This is a genomic window from Woronichinia naegeliana WA131, from assembly GCA_025370055.1.
GTDB lineage: Bacteria > Cyanobacteriota > Cyanobacteriia > Cyanobacteriales > Microcystaceae > Woronichinia > Woronichinia naegeliana.
Genome location: CP073041.1, coordinates 2,975,759 through 2,990,737, shown reverse-complemented (window position 1 = coordinate 2,990,737; position 14,979 = coordinate 2,975,759). Strand labels below are relative to the sequence as shown.

Annotated in this window: 9 protein-coding genes and 4 pseudogenes; 8 read left to right on the top strand and 5 right to left on the bottom strand. The window is 43.0% G+C overall.

From position 1 onward, the window contains the following. The first annotated feature begins 68 nt into the window (after positions 1 to 68). Complete coding sequence (locus tag KA717_15240; protein ID UXE64672.1) at positions 69 to 2,735, top strand: hypothetical protein; 2,667 nt, start codon at positions 69 to 71, stop codon at positions 2,733 to 2,735. A 532-nt stretch (positions 2,736 to 3,267) separates the two neighbouring features. On the opposite strand, the gene KA717_15235 is transcribed toward KA717_15240, so the two are convergent. Both KA717_15235 and KA717_15230 read right to left on the bottom strand, forming a co-directional pair. Next, positions 3,268 to 4,827: an MlaD family protein gene (locus KA717_15235; protein UXE63796.1), complete on the bottom strand. Its 1,560-nt coding sequence runs from the start codon at positions 4,825 to 4,827 to the stop codon at positions 3,268 to 3,270. Positions 4,828 to 4,910: 83 nt separating this feature from the next. Continuing rightward, on the bottom strand, positions 4,911 to 5,693 hold the full coding sequence (locus tag KA717_15230; protein ID UXE63795.1) for an ABC transporter ATP-binding protein: 783 nt from the start codon (positions 5,691 to 5,693) through the stop codon (positions 4,911 to 4,913). A 249-nt stretch (positions 5,694 to 5,942) separates the two neighbouring features. On the opposite strand from KA717_15230, the gene KA717_15225 reads away from it, so the two are divergent. The 4 genes and pseudogenes from KA717_15225 (at position 5,943) to KA717_15210 (ending at position 8,242) form a co-directional block, all read left to right on the top strand. Further along, entirely contained in the window at positions 5,943 to 6,137 is a 195-nt protein-coding gene (locus KA717_15225) for a transposase (GenBank protein ID UXE63794.1), read from the top strand. Between the two features lie 17 nt (positions 6,138 to 6,154). After that, a pseudogene (locus tag KA717_15220) lies at positions 6,155 to 6,613 on the top strand (IS4 family transposase). 72 nt (positions 6,614 to 6,685) lie between these two features. Further along, positions 6,686 to 8,030 (top strand): annotated as a pseudogene (locus tag KA717_15215) (ISKra4 family transposase). A gap of 29 nt (positions 8,031 to 8,059) precedes the next feature. Continuing rightward, positions 8,060 to 8,242, top strand: a complete 183-nt coding sequence (locus tag KA717_15210; protein ID UXE63793.1) for a hypothetical protein — start codon at positions 8,060 to 8,062, stop codon at positions 8,240 to 8,242. Positions 8,243 to 8,261: 19 nt separating this feature from the next. Here the strand turns inward: KA717_15210 and KA717_15205 are convergent. Beyond that, positions 8,262 to 9,543 (bottom strand): annotated as a pseudogene (locus tag KA717_15205) (ISKra4 family transposase). Positions 9,544 to 9,616: 73 nt separating this feature from the next. Between KA717_15205 and KA717_15200 the strand changes: the two are divergent. Both KA717_15200 and sfsA read left to right on the top strand, forming a co-directional pair. Next, positions 9,617 to 10,123: pseudogene (locus tag KA717_15200) on the top strand (IS4 family transposase). Between the two features lie 83 nt (positions 10,124 to 10,206). Then, positions 10,207 to 10,932 (top strand): DNA/RNA nuclease SfsA, encoded by a 726-nt coding sequence (gene sfsA / locus KA717_15195; protein UXE63792.1) that lies wholly within the window; start codon positions 10,207 to 10,209, stop codon positions 10,930 to 10,932. A 67-nt stretch (positions 10,933 to 10,999) separates the two neighbouring features. On the opposite strand, the gene KA717_15190 is transcribed toward sfsA, so the two are convergent. Further along, positions 11,000 to 13,426, bottom strand: coding sequence for a general secretion pathway protein GspD (locus KA717_15190; protein UXE63791.1), 2,427 nt, complete (start codon positions 13,424 to 13,426; stop codon positions 11,000 to 11,002). 174 nt (positions 13,427 to 13,600) lie between these two features. Here KA717_15190 and KA717_15185 point away from each other — a divergent pair, with 174 nt between their 5' ends. Continuing rightward, positions 13,601 to 13,876 (top strand): helix-turn-helix domain-containing protein, encoded by a 276-nt coding sequence (locus KA717_15185; GenBank protein UXE63790.1) that lies wholly within the window; start codon positions 13,601 to 13,603, stop codon positions 13,874 to 13,876. Positions 13,877 to 14,229: 353 nt separating this feature from the next. Here the strand turns inward: KA717_15185 and KA717_15180 are convergent, their stop codons facing one another. Beyond that, on the bottom strand, positions 14,230 to 14,583 hold the full coding sequence (locus tag KA717_15180; protein ID UXE63789.1) for a hypothetical protein: 354 nt from the start codon (positions 14,581 to 14,583) through the stop codon (positions 14,230 to 14,232). Between the last annotated feature and the right edge of the window lie 396 nt (positions 14,584 to 14,979).

Sequence of the window (14,979 nt, the reverse complement as noted above, 5' to 3'; positions counted from 1 at the left end):
AAACGGAAGGTAATAGTGGCAGTAAAGCCTTTACCTTTACCGTAACTCGTGCGGTTAATACTACTGGCATTAATGCCGTCAACTGGGCAGTAACAGGGTCGGGTACAAATCCCGCCAATACCACTGACTTTGTAGGTGGAGTATTACCAACGGGAACAGTGAGTTTTGCGGCAGGAGAAACTTCTAAAATTGTTACGGTGAATGTTCAAGGGGATACAACAGTAGAACCCGATGAAAACTTTACGGTGACACTTTCCGCTCCAACTAATGGAGCAACCATTACCACTGCTACTGCCATCGGTACTATCCAAAATGACGACGTGGCCGTTCCCACCTTGGCGATCGCAGCAACAAGTGCAACGCAAACAGAAGGGAATAGTGGCAGTAAAGCCTTTACCTTTACCGTAACTCGTGCGGTTAATACTACTGGCATTAATGCCGTCAACTGGGCAGTAACAGGGTCGGGTACAAATCCCGCCAATACCACTGACTTTGTAGGTGGAGTACTGCCAACGGGAACAGTGAGTTTTGCGGCAGGAGAAACCTCTAAAGTTGTTACGGTGAATGTTCAAGGGGACAACACCATAGAACCCGATGAAAACTTCACGGTGACTCTCTCTGCTCCAACTAATGGGGCAACCATTACCACTGCTGCTGCCATCGGTACTATCCAAAATGACGATAACCCCCCAACTATTACCCTAGATGCAGATGGCAATGGAATAACAGATGGTCCAGCAGATGGTACTTTAATTGCTCGCTATCTGTTCGGTTTTACAAGGACAACCTTAACCAATGGAGCAATTGGAACTGGGGCAACTCGCACAACGCCGACTGACATCCAAAACTATCTACAAAACGGTCGGACGACAATGCTAGATGCGGATGGCAATGGAATAGCAGATGGTCCAGCAGATGGTACTTTAATTGCTCGCTATCTGTTTGGCTTTACAGGGACAACCTTAACCAATGGAGCCATTGGAACTGGGGCAACTCGTACTAATGCGGCTCAAATTGAAGCATTTTTAGCCCCCTATCGGTTAGTCTCTGGTGGTAGCAACAAGGTTGCCGCTACTGGGCCGACCCAAAATATCACGGCGACACCAAGCAGTTCAACGGTTATACCAGGGGGGGCAGTTTCCATTAAGGCTAACTACTCTACCTCAGATAATAACACGACCCTACAGTCTTCCTTCGGGTTTAAACTACATTACAGTTCTTCTAAACTTAACTTTGTCAACTTTGCAAATCCAGGGGTATTCTCAACAGGCGTAACACCTACAATTGGTGCTCCAGAGGCAGACACGCTGAACGAGGATAATGATGCTTCTACGGATAAGGCGATTAACGTAGCTTGGTTGAATTTTGGTGGAGTGTCATGGCCAAACGTGGCTTTCCCTGTCACTCTCTACAATGCGAACTTCACGGCGGCATCAACCTTCACAACTGGTGTTACGAATGTTAACTTCAGTAGCACGAATGCCTCCCCTGGATATACATTCCAAGGCACAGGGGCAGTAATCACAGCGGGTACAGCAACGGTTCCCACCTTGGCGATCGCAGCAACAAACGCAACGCAAACGGAAGGGAATAGTGGCAGTAAGGCCTTTACCTTTACCGTAACTCGTGCGGTTAATACTACTGGCATTAATGCTGTCAACTGGGCAGTAACAGAGTCTGGTGCTAGTCTCGCCAATGCCACTGACTTTGCGGGTGGGGTATTACCAACAGGAACGGTAAGTTTTGCGGCGGGAGAAACCTCTAAAGTCGTTACGGTGAATGTTCAAGGGGATACAACAGTGGAACCCAATGAAAACTTTACGGTGACACTCTCCAGCCCTACCAATGGAGCAACTATCACTACTGCCACTGCTGTTGGTACCATCCAAAATGATGACGGTGTAACAACACCCAGCATTACCCTCGCCAGTAACTACAGCGGTGTCAGTGAAAATGGCAAAACGAACTTGGTTTATACCTTCAACCGTACAGGTGATACGACCAGTCTTCTCACTGTTAACTTTGGCGTTAGTGGCACTGCGATCAATGGCGATGATTATGTTGCCTATGGAGGAGCTTTCCCAACACCAACTCAAGGAACCATTACTTTTGCGGTAGGAGCAACGACGGCTCAGTTAGCTCTGGTTACTTCAGGCGATACTGTCAAAGAAATCAATGAAACCATTGGCCTAACCCTGACTAGTGGGACGGGTTATCAGATTGGGACTCCAACGGTAGTCACCACGACAATCCTTAATGACGATGGCGTTCTTAACCAACAAGGAACAACGGGAAGTGATGTCATTGAAGCAGGATCAACTAGTACCCTGAGTGGCAAAGGAGGCAGTGATATTCTTATTGGTTCCAGTGCCAGTAATATCTTGGTTGGAGGGGCAGGCAATAACACTCTAACAACAGGAACGGGATTTGATACTGTCTTGTTTACTACGACAACAGAAGGAATTGACACCATTACTGATTTCAATGTGTATCAAGATCTGATCCAAGTTTCTGCGGTTAATTTTGGTGGTGGACTGATAGCTGGTGAGAGTATTTCGGCGGCTCAATTCAGTATCAGTTTAGGGTCTGTGACTGCAAATACACGGTTTATTTTTGATAAACCCACAGGGAAGCTCTTCTTTGATATTGATGGTAGCGGTTCTAATTCCTCTGTTCAATTTGCTTCACTAACAGCTAATCTAGGCTTGACAGCAGACAATATTTTCGCCGCTTAGAGCGAGCATCAATAAATTAGCGGCGGGCCTTCCTGTCGCTTTTGTTGTATCAAAACTTAAACAAAAAATAAGTATTTTTGTGCATTCACTTTCATACCTTTGTAGCCATTAATAATGCGATCGCAGGTTTGCCAGCTGGTAGTGATGCCATTGTGGAGGTGACGGGCTTGGTTGGAACCTTGGCGATCAGTAGCTTTGTCACAGTTTAGTTTTTCTTTCTATCCTATTCTTAAATTTCGGGAAACTATATGCCCAGACTTGTCGGAGAAAAAATTAATCCAGCCCTATACAGCAATTCCAAATTCAGAATGTAGTCCAAGATACAAAAGTCTTGAAGTGCTTACGGTCAAAGGGTTTTGTTTCAATATGTGGAATCAGCGTAATGCTCTATTTAGTGATTGATCAAGTTTTGTTTGCAGGTTGCTGACTCTCCAAGAGGCTAAGGTCTGTATTTTATGTTATCGTTTGAATTTGGAATTGCTGTCCTAGAATCTTGAGCAAAAGTTAGTGATTGTTAGCAAAACTATTACTGTTAATTAACCCTCTGTTGACGGGAATTTCTGGCCATTGATCGAGGACTTGCTGCTTGGGATATTTCACTAGGTACTGGGAGAGCGTTGGGGGCCGTTAGAGTGGTAGAACTTCCTTCCTGATTAAGAGCAAGGGGTGGTTTAGGTAGTGAATTAAGGGGCGATGCCGAAGGCAAACTTCGTGACCGCGCTGGCACTTCAGCAGTTGGCATTTTGGTAGTCGGTAGGGTGCTAACAGTGGCAGGAGCAGAAGGATTAGCAAAACGGGGATTTTGCCATAACACTAATCGTTGTTGAACGTCGATCTGATACTGTAATTGAAGAGAGGTATTTTTGAGCATCTGATCCGCATAGAGTTGTTGCTGGAGTGCTTCTGTCGAAGAAACCAAATTCCCTAAACCATCGACTAATTTTCGTAGATTATTCCGAAAGGTGGGATCGCCTGTCACCTGTTCCACATCGGAGGTAATTTTTTGTGTATTTTCAAAGGTCACTCTCGCAGAATCTAAGGTTTTTTGAATGGTTAATAAAATCGTCGGATCATTAAATTGCTTAGAAATTTCCTGTAAGTTTTTACTGGTTTCTGCGGCATTATTTAAGACGATTTCTAAATTTTTAGCCAACTTATCGGTATCGATCGCATTTAGTCCCCGATTCACACTCACTAAACCATTGTCGAGAAGTTGCACTGATCCTTCTAAGCGACGGCTAAGATTTTGAATTTCCTGGCTTGTCCCTTGAATGCTGGTTAGGGTCTGGGTGACATGGCTACGGTTTTCGAGCACTAGCAGGTTTAGGTTTTGCATAAGTTGGGCCGAGTCTCGAATTGTTTTGCTAATACTGGACTGATTCAGGCTCACAATTTGATTCAAATTTTGGGTTAATTGATTTGCACTATGGGCTGCTCCGGCGATCGCCTTAGTCGTATTAGAAACACCACTGATTTGATAACGAGCCGTTTTTGACAACAGGGCAATTTCATCACTCATACGAGCAATACGATTCGCTGCTAAAGCCGCATTACGGGCCGTAGAATTAAGATTGCCAACAAATTCTGGATTACTATAAACCTTACTAAGCTGGGTTAAACTGGTCATTAATTGAGCACCGGCTTCTCCTTGAAAGCGTTCATTATGGCAAAAAATTTGTTGTAGCTTCAGACAATCTTGACTGGTTGGATTGAGGGCCAATTCTTTCTCGGTTAACTTCCGTTGGGGCATAATATCAATCGAGGCTTCCCCAATTAAGCCATAACGACTGACTTGAATCAGGGAGTCCCTGGGAATTTTGAGTTGGGTAGAAGCAATATCCAGGGCCGCTTCGATACCATTACTACTGGGTGAAAGGGCCGCAATTTTGCCGATCGCCACCCCGCGAAAGCGTACTGGTGCACCGACCTGTAGTCCACTAGCATCATCAAAATCAACGAAAATACGGTAACTAGGCGTTCCAAAACCCCCTCCCCGTAGCCAAATCGCCACTCCACCTAGCACGATTAACCCCAATAGGGCAAAAAGACCAACGGATCCTTCTCGAACGGTGCGGGGACGGAGCATAGTCATTCCTCTGGCGGGCTAAACAGGCTTGCAATCACAATGAAGCGAAAGAATGAAGGGATGTTTCAGAAACATTTCGGTCGTTTGAACTAGTCGATTACCCGAATGGGCCCATCTACCCTAGCACTAAAAAATTGTCGGATCAGAGGGTTATCTGTGCTGTCAATTTCCGTAACCGCCCCCTGCCACTGTACTTTGCCTTCATAGAGTAGCACAACTCGATCGGCTGTTCTGCGGATCGTACTTTCCTGATGACTAACCATAATATAGGTTTCACAACCCCCGACAGAAGATTGTAAATAGCGCACTAAATCTTCCACCACGGTAGAGGCGATCGGATCGAGTCCGGCAGTTGGTTCATCGTAGAGAATAATCTCAGGATTGTCTTCGGGATTGTCAGGATTGGACATAATTGCCCTAGCAAAACTCACTCGTTTTCGCATTCCGCCTGATAGTTGCGATGGATAGCGATCGCCAATATCCTGAAGCCCCACCATTGCCAATTTTTCTCCTACCAGTTTACGAATCATACTGCGTGATAATTGGGAATGTTCATAGAGTAAAAAGCCGACATTTTCCTCCACCGTCAGCGAATCAAAAAGAGCCGACTGTTGAAAGACCAGGGCAATCCGCATGGGATTATCCCCATCTTCGACTAAACCAGTCCGTACCTTGCCTTTAACAAGCACATCTCCCTCATCTGCTGGCAACAAACCGGCCAGAATTCTTAAAATAGTCGATTTTCCCGTACCGGAAGGGCCAATGATCACCAATGCCTCACCTCGATAAATCGTCAGATCGATTCCATCTAAAATGACTTGATTCCCAAAGGTTTTACGGACTCCTTTTAACTGGATTAAGGGTTCAGTCATCGGAAAATAATAAAAATCAACTTTTTTGATTATAATCCCTAAGCCTATCTGACTTTTCCCGTTAAGTCCAAAATCCAGCAATGCAAACTTCTAGAGGCTTTATCTGGCAAGGGTTTGAGTAATGATTCTCTTGACAGGAAAAAAATATTCTGAAGCCATCATCCCGCTTATCGTTCAAATTTCAAAAACAAAGGATGAAGGGAGTATGAGACTGTAAAATGGAGAAAATCTTAAAGGGCAGGTCAAAAAATGTTGGAATGGTGGACAAAAAACTTTGCCAGTTGTGAATTGGGAGACGAGAGGCTAAACAATCGTGCCTTCTCGATTGGGAAAAAGTTAAGTGAGGGGTTTGGAAAAGCCTTATCAGAAGTGTTTAAGGGAGGAAACGAGTTAAAGAGGGCCTATGAATTTTTGGGAATCCGAAAACAGACTTTGTCAAGATAATAGAGCCGCACTGTGAAATGACAACTGCCGCCGTAGAAGAATATAAGATAATGCTATCAGTCGGAGATACGACCTTCTTAGATTATCGCAATATCAAGGAAAAAAGGGAAGGGTATGGGCCGACTGGAAAAGGAGGGAATGGATTAATACTGCATAGTGCTTTAGCAATTGAGCCAGAAAAAGGACAAGTATTAGGTTTATTATGGCAAAAACTGTGGAATAGGGAGGTAAAAGAAAAGCCCCCAACAGATGAAACGGCGAAGCAGAAAAAAGAAAGACAGAAAGAACAAAGAAAAGCAGCTCGTCAAAGACCATTTGAGGAAAAAGAATCCTACAAATGGGTAGAGGCTCTAAACACCTGTGAGAAACAGGTAGAAAGTTCAACGAGGGTAATTCATGTATTTGACAGAGAAGGAGATGTTTCAGAAGTCTTTGACTCAGTGCGTCAACTCAAGCATACAGGAGTGCTGGTCAGGGTGCGACCTTTAGTTGATGAAGAAAAAGAAAAGTGTTAACATGAGATGAAAAGTGACAAAGAGGAAACAATGATGACAGCAAAACTAATTAATGTAGAGGGTTCAAAGATAAAAATAGAACTAACATTAGAACTCAGTCGTTCAATGTTGGATACAGAAATAAATATTCAAAAAGGCTTAAACGAAGTAGGTTGCATCGCCAGCAAAGAAGCCTTGAAATATTTAGATACAGATGGTTCACCCTTAAAAATCGGTGAAGAAATCTGGAAGAGTAAGGGAGAGCAACCGAAAGAATATCAAACACCTTATGGTGAGGTTATAGTGAATCGTCATGTATATCAGCGTTCACCTTTGAGGAAAAACGTATTGCCCCTTAGAAAGAGAAGCAAGGATAATCATAACATCAACGCCATTATTGGCAAAACAGGTATCCTCAAAAATGTCAGGGATGGCAGGCAAAGAGGTGAAAAATGATTTATTAGAAAATCATGGTAGAAAAGTAGCGCTATCCTATATCCAAAGATTGAGTGAAGCAGTAGGAAGTGTGGTACAGGCAAAAGAAGAAGCGTGGAGTTATGCCCCGCCCAAGGAGGATAGCCAAATTGCAACAGTGGGAATAGGATTAGATGGAACCTGTATGCTGATGTGTGAGGATGGCTACCGTGAAGCAATGGTGGGAACCGTTTCCCTATACGATAGTGAAGGCGAACGTCAACCTACAATCTATCTAGGTGCGGCACCAGAGTATGGAAAAAAGAGTTTTCTAGAAAGATTAGAAAGAGAAATTGAGCGAGCGAAAAACCGTTATCCAGAGGCAACATTGGTCGGGATAGCAGACGGGGCAGAATCAAATTGGAAGTTTTTAGAAAAGCAAACGGAAGAACAGATATTAGATTTCTATCATGCCTCTGGTTACTTAGGTGCCTTGGCAGAAGCGTTGCATCCGAATACCGTGTCAAAACAAAAAGAATGGTTGACTGAAAATTGTCGAGAACTCAAGCATGAAAAAGGAAAAGCAGGAGAACTGCTAAATCTGATGAAAGAAGTCAAAGAAGAAAAAAGTCATTCTAAGAATCTTACCGAGAAACTACAAGCGGCGATTACTTATTACGAGAATCATCAGCATCAAATGGATTATGCTGAATACATAGAGAAAAAGTATCCGATTGGTTCAGGTGTTACGGAAGCAGCTTGTAAGACGTTGGTCAAACAACGATTATGTTGTTCAGGGATGCGATGGAAGGAAAAAGGAGCAGGAATTATTTTGAGCCTACGAGCTTTGGTATTGACCAAGGAACGATGGAGTCAATTTTGGGCAAAACTTGATCAATATGGGTTCCCGAACCCTGATTACAACAGCTTTTATCAACTAAAGGTCGCACCCTGCTGGTCAGAGCGTCTCATAATCGTAGTTTAGACAAAAATAGTGAACGACTTTGGCAACATTTGGAATCAGAACCGATTCGTTTTCATCAAGAAATCGAGATTCCGAGTACAGGAAAAAGAAAAGCACGGAAGGTTAAGCTTGCCGTCCGATTTTGCTCAGTTAATCTACGAACTCCCTATCGTTTTGATAATCGTGACCCGTTGAATGTCTATGCTGTTTATGCGACAGGGTGCGACCTTTAGTTGATAAAAGCTGTTGTAATCAGGGTTCTACAGGGAACCCATATTGATCAAGTTTTGCCCAAAATTGACTCCATCGTTCCTTGGTCAATACCAAAGCTCGTAGGCTCAAAATAATTCCTGCTCCTTTTTCCTTCCATCGCATCCCTGAACAACATAATCGTTGTTTGACCAACGTCTTACAAGCTGCTTCCGTAACACCTGAACCAATCGGATACTTTTTCTCTATGTATTCAGCATAATCCATTTGATGCTGATGATTCTCGTAATAAGTAATCGCCGCTTGTAGTTTCTCGGTAAGATTCTTAGAATGACTTTTTTCTTCTTTGACTTCTTTCATCAGATTTAGCAGTTCTCCTGCTTTTCCTTTTTCATGCTTGAGTTCTCGACAATTTTCAGTCAACCATTCTTTTTGTTTTGACACGGTATTCGGATGCAACGCTTCTGCCAAGGCACCTAAGTAACCAGAGGCATGATAGAAATCTAATATCTGTTCTTCCGTTTGCTTTTCTAAAAACTTCCAATTTGATTCTGCCCCGTCTGCTATCCCGACCAATGTTGCCTCTGGATAACGGTTTTTCGCTCGCTCAATTTCTCTTTCTAATCTTTCTAGAAAACTCTTTTTTCCATACTCTGGTGCCGCACCTAGATAGATTGTAGGTTGACGTTCGCCTTCACTATCGTATAGGGAAACGGTTCCCACCATTGCTTCACGGTAGCCATCCTCACACATCAGCATACAGGTTCCATCTAATCCTATTCCCACTGTTGCAATTTGGCTATCCTCCTTGGGCGGGGCATAACTCCACGCTTCTTCTTTTGCCTGTACCACACTTCCTACTGCTTCACTCAATCTTTGGATATAGGATAGCGCTACTTTTCTACCATGATTTTCTAATAAATCATTTTTCACCTCTTTGCCTGCCATCCCTGACATTTTTGAGGATACCTGTTTTGCCAATAATGGCGTTGATGTTATGATTATCCTTGCTTCTCTTTCTAAGGGGCAATACGTTTTTCCTCAAAGGTGAACGCTGATATACATGACGATTCACTATAACCTCACCATAAGGTGTTTGATATTCTTTCGGTTGCTCTCCCTTACTCTTCCAGATTTCTTCACCGATTTTTAAGGGTGAACCATCTGTATCTAAATATTTCAAGGCTTCTTTGCTGGCGATGCAACCTACTTCGTTTAAGCCTTTTTGAATATTTATTTCTGTATCCAACATTGAACGACTGAGTTCTAATGTTAGTTCTATTTTTATCTTTGAACCCTCTACATTAATTAGTTTTGCTGTCATCATTGTTTCCTCTTTGTCACTTTTCATCCCATGTTAACACTTTTCTTTTCCTTCATCAACTAAAGGTCACACCCATGCGACAGAAATCGATTGTCCCGAAGGCGAAACTCCTTTATCTTGGATGCTTCTGACTACAGAAGTTGTTGAGACTATTGAGATGGCTGTCACTATTCTTCGTTGGTACACCTACCGATGGCGGGTTGAAGAATTTCATAAAGTCCTTAAGTCTGGTTGTCAGAGTGAGCGTTATCGACTTGCCTCTGATGGAATGAAAACTCTTTTGGGTTTTTTAAGTGTCATTGCTGTTGAACTTTTACACGTTACTTATCTTCATCGTACCCAGCCCGATGCTCTCGCGATTGAAATTCTTAATCCTCTTCAACTTCAGGTGTTAAAAGCAGCCGCCTCTCAAAAACTTCCCCCTATTTTGACTGTTGCTTGGGCTGTCGAGTCTGTTGCTTTTCTTGGTGGTTATCTTGAACATCGTCGTAAAACTCCTCTCGGTATCCAAGTCCTTTGGCGCGGTTGGTTGAAGTTGCATGACCTTTGCCAAGGCTGGCAGCTTGCAATCCGCACTTAACGGGAAAAGTCAGCTAAGCCTATTTCTCAACCGTAACTCCCGATATACTGCCCGACAACAATTCCAAATTTCTAAATTCCCAAATGACAAACCAATTTTTCTATCCCTATCCCCCCCTGATTCTAGGGAAATTACAGAAACGCTATAAACGCTTTTTTGCTGACATTGAATTAGAAACGGGAGAAATGATCACCGCCCATTGCCCCAATACTGGCCCAATGACGGGCGTTTGCCAAATCGGCAATCTAGTCTATGTTTCCCCAAGTAATAATCCTAAACGAAAATTAGCTTATACCTGGGAAATGATCCAAATTCAAGACACCTGGGTGGGTGTTAATACTAATCTGCCCAATCAGGTGATTAAACAGGCCTTAACCCAGAAAATTTTTCCTGAATTAGCTGACCTATACGACACGGTAAAATCGGAAGTTCCCTACGGCCAAGATCGAAAAAGTCGCATTGATTTTCTCTTAAGCCAATCCGGTCAGCCAGATATTTATTTAGAGGTGAAAAATACCACTCTTGCTCAAAAGCAGTTAGCTCTCTTTCCTGATACTGTCACCACCAGGGGACAAAAACACCTAGAAGAATTAACGGCTCTCCTTCCGTCAACGCGATCGGTGATGTTGTACTTTATTAATCGAGGCGATTGTTCCGAATTTTCTCCAGGCGATGAATTTGATCCTCATTACGGCCAGTTATTACGACTAGGAATCAGCCAGGGACTGATGGTTTTACCCTGTCGTTTTGAAGTCACTCCTCAAGGCCTCCGTTATTTAGGACTCGCTCAATTAAGCATAGAAAACTGAGCTATTTAAAATTCCTCCGAACAAGGAAGAGTAAAAACCATCAGGAGTAAAAACCATCACAACCAGATCACGGCTGAACCTGAACAGGAAAACCCCGTTGGCGCAGATAATCAGCCGTCGCTTTACCAGGCGTATAGTTATAGCCAAATTGCGATTCTGTATTGTCATGAATAATCTGGGGAGTTAACATCACAACCACTTCAGATCGATTAGTTGTATCAGTTTGGCTACGGAATAAAGCCCCAATAACGGGCAGATCTCCTAAAATGGGGACTTTACTGGTGACAGACTGATCCTGCTCAGATATGATTCCCGACAAAATTAATGTTTGACCATCTCGCAAACGCAATAGCCCTGACGCTAAGACCCGCTTATTAATCAAGGTAATCGTATTAACCGCACCTTGACCGCTATCAAATTGCTGTTGTGGGCCAGGAGAGGCAACCAGAGGAATAACCTCTAGAGAAATATAGCCATTGTCATCGATTCTGTTCACAATAACGGCAAGGGTTAGCCCCACATCTTCTAGTACTGGGGTTGTTGTTCGCACACCACTCAAAGGATCAACTTGAGTATTAACACTAGCAACAACGGACTGAACTAACTTAACTTCAGCCTTTTGCCCTTCTTGAACAACCAAGGTGGGGTCGGTCAAGATCTTGGCATTGCCACTTTGAATTTGAGAAAAAATTTGAGCTTGGAACTTTTGGGGATACTGAAAATAGGAAGGTAAAGCACCTATTGCCGTTCCTTCAACTCCTGGTGAGACTGTTAAAGTAGAAAGTCCTGTTGTCGGGTCAACTGTCCGAGTAATTAAGGTATCTGTTGGTTGGGTTAGATCAGTAATGCCCGCTACAAAAGGATTAGTAGAAACCCCTGCAATTCTATCAAAAAATGTGATATCACCCCTTGGAATAATATACCCAGCTTGTCCTGTTGACTGATCAATAAAATAGGTTCCCTGTCCATACCCTGGAACCGTTGTGCCACTGTTAAGGTTGATGAAAGTATTAGAATCAGCAAAAGGATTAGGAACAGCAGGCGGATTACTGACTTGTCCTGTTGCACTATTCAGAACATTGCGGGAGACTGGAGCCGTACTACCAAAACGCATCACTGCCGCTCCATTATCCTGTACAAAGTAGCTATCCCCTGAGCCAAAGGAAAAACTACTGTTGTAGTCCTGAATATTGGTTAAATTAATATCCACAACCTTGACATTAACTGCTACCTGACGACGACGGGCATCTAGTTGCGTCAATAACGTGGTTGCCAAGTTGATCTGACGAGGATCACCGACTAATGTCACTGAATTCAGTCGTACATCGGCTGAAACTGTCAAGCCATCCAGGGGAGTTGCCTTTCGTCTTTTTTCATCTAACTCAATGGTTTCAATCTTGGGCGTTTGTTGCTTCGTTGTCCTAGTTACCTTATTGCCACTGGCATCAATTTCTGATGTTGCGGATTCGCTCTCTCGATAAACGTAAGTTTGCGCCCCTTGGGAACTTAAAAACGTTGCGGCATCAAAGGCTAACACCTGATTTAATCGAATCGTTCGCATCATCACATTCCGTACCGCTTCTGGTAGTTTCGCGCCAACGAAAATGGTATTCCCTTGTTTTGTTGCCTTTAACCGAGAGATCATGAGAACAGAATTAAAGACCTGTTGAACGGGTTGATTTTCCAGATCTAGGGAAATTTTGGAGCCTCCTATACCAGGCGCATCAGGGGTTGCTGCATCGGTAGAACCAGCGGCCTCATCATCCGTGAAAATAATATTAACCCCCGCATAACGAGCTAATACCATCAAAACTTCTTTCGCTGGAGCTTGCCGTAAAACCAGGCGAGGTATCATTGCCTGACCCGATGGCCCCAAATCAACAGAGTCAAAACCGGCAGTAATATTAGAAATCGACATATCCCCTACTGGAGGCGCGACAGCACGGGGTAAGACAGGAGCGACAGGAACCGTCGGATTGAGAATATCTGGATTAGCCGTACCATTAGATCTAATGATAATCTCTGGATTAGGAACCATGACACCATTAGGCGATGAGGGAGCCGAAGGGAGAACAGGGGTATCTAAAGATGAATTGGGAAGTTGGGTAATCTCTCGGACCTTACCTAGGCTTTCAGGCTGTTTTTTAATACCAGACGGGTTACTGAGCCCAATGCTCTGGTTCTGCTCCAGGTTTTGAGAATCAATATTATCGACTGGATTACCGACTGGAATTTTTCCTTGAATCAAATCAAATGTTCTATTGACTAAATTCTGATTATTTTCATCAATTTTTAATGCCTTGGCCAATGGCTGATGCGGATTAGAATACTCAGAACGGATTGGGTCGTCTTGCTTTGTCTGAAGCCTGGACAAGGTTGTAGGTGATGAGGAAGATGTGTCTTGGACAGGAACGTTAGAGGCATAGGTCGGTTGGACTGCCATTAATATACAGGCTGTAACTTCAGCAACTAAGTAAAAACGTAAATAATTCACAATACATTCCTCGTCACACGTTCAAAACTAATTATTCAATATTTACGGAGAATCCGTAAGGTTATTTAAGATTTTTTTTCTGGTGCAGGGGAAGTAAGTAATTGTACAAAATTAATTACACAAATTATAAATAATCTGATAGAGTAGAGAAGTTGCTAATCAATTTCTGCAATTATGATATTTATTCGAGAGATAAATCTACTTTCTGCCAAGTTACTACAAAGAATCTATAACCAAAGCAAACATCATCAAGTACGTCAAAGAGCGCACTGTCTAATTTTAGCAAATCAAGGTATGAAAATAGAACAATTAATGAAAATTTTCAAGGTGAGTTATAAAACGATTTATAACTGGTTTAAGCGTTGGGAATCAGAAAGCATAGTGGGATTATACAACAAACCAGGAAGAGGTCGTAAACCAAAATTTAATCAAGCAGCAATTCCAAATTAGGAATGTGGCAAATGATACGGAACATAGGAAGCTTCTGCTGCGTACATCCAATCCACAATCAAGAGGAATTAACGCGAGCAACAGGGATGGTCTCATCAAGCATAAAGTCTAAAAGGTGATGCCAGCTTTCAAACAACAGATACTTGGTCAGACAAATAACATCTTGAAAAAAGCCCCGGCGAGTCCCTCGCTGAATCCGAGCCCGTTGATAGCGTTCATCGACCAGATGGAGAACAGTAGGTCATAAGAAAGCCAGAAGGTTGAGGGTCAGCAGAAAAGAGGACAAATGTTGCTGACCATGCCCAAAATTATGTTCTAAATGATAGCCCCGAGTTTTGAGAACATTGTGATTCTCATTTTCGGTTCGCCAACGACTGCGTCCAGCAGAGCAGAATGACCCGTTGAGGAGTCAGGTCGTGGTTGGTAATCCAGCTATTGCTATAGAGAAGTTGACCATCCGACTCGCGCTTAACTGTCACCTCACACCAATTGACCAGTAAGACGGGTTGTTGTTCGCGCAGAGGGATTTGATTGAGATAACGATAGTCCCAAATGTCAAAGTAGCGCCCATTCCAAACTCGTTGTTGAGTAGTTTTAACTTCTCCGTTCGCCTCCATGAAAGCGACCCAATCATAGAGAGCTGGATGGGATGTGGGTAAACAGACAAAGATAAAGTTGTAATTGTACTCTAAACAATGTTCAGCCATCGGTTGGCGACTATAGAGGTCGTCCCCTAAGCAGCAATTCCAAATTCAAACGGTAACATAAGATACGGACGTTATCTCGCTTTTATGAGGTCAAAAGAGATTTCGCTGATTTCTGGCGTTTTTTGTACTTCCTCCTCGAATCTTAGCCTCTTGGAGAGTCAGCAACCTGCAAACAAACTTGATCAATTACTAAATAGAGCATTACGCTGATTCCACATATTGAAACAAAACCCCTTGACCGTAAGCACTTCAATACTTTTGTATCTTGGACTACATTCTGAATTTGGAATTGCTGTTCTAAGTTAATTCCTCTTACCAACAATTAAGTATTATTTGTGCCTTAAACAACCTGCTGAACGGGAAATTTAAAACCACAAGTACAAAATTCAACTGCGT

Excerpts from the sequence above, each read along its gene's own strand:
- KA717_15235 (UXE63796.1), bottom strand. The coding sequence starts at position 4,827 with ATGACTATGCTCCGTCCCCGCACCGTTCGAGAAGGATCCGTTGGTCTT.
- KA717_15230 (UXE63795.1), bottom strand. The coding sequence starts at position 5,693 with ATGACTGAACCCTTAATCCAGTTAAAAGGAGTCCGTAAAACCTTTGGG.
- KA717_15225 (UXE63794.1), top strand. The coding sequence starts at position 5,943 with ATGTTGGAATGGTGGACAAAAAACTTTGCCAGTTGTGAATTGGGAGAC.
- sfsA (UXE63792.1), top strand. The coding sequence starts at position 10,207 with ATGACAAACCAATTTTTCTATCCCTATCCCCCCCTGATTCTAGGGAAA.
- KA717_15185 (UXE63790.1), top strand. The coding sequence starts at position 13,601 with ATGATATTTATTCGAGAGATAAATCTACTTTCTGCCAAGTTACTACAA.
- KA717_15180 (UXE63789.1), bottom strand. The coding sequence starts at position 14,583 with ATGGCTGAACATTGTTTAGAGTACAATTACAACTTTATCTTTGTCTGT.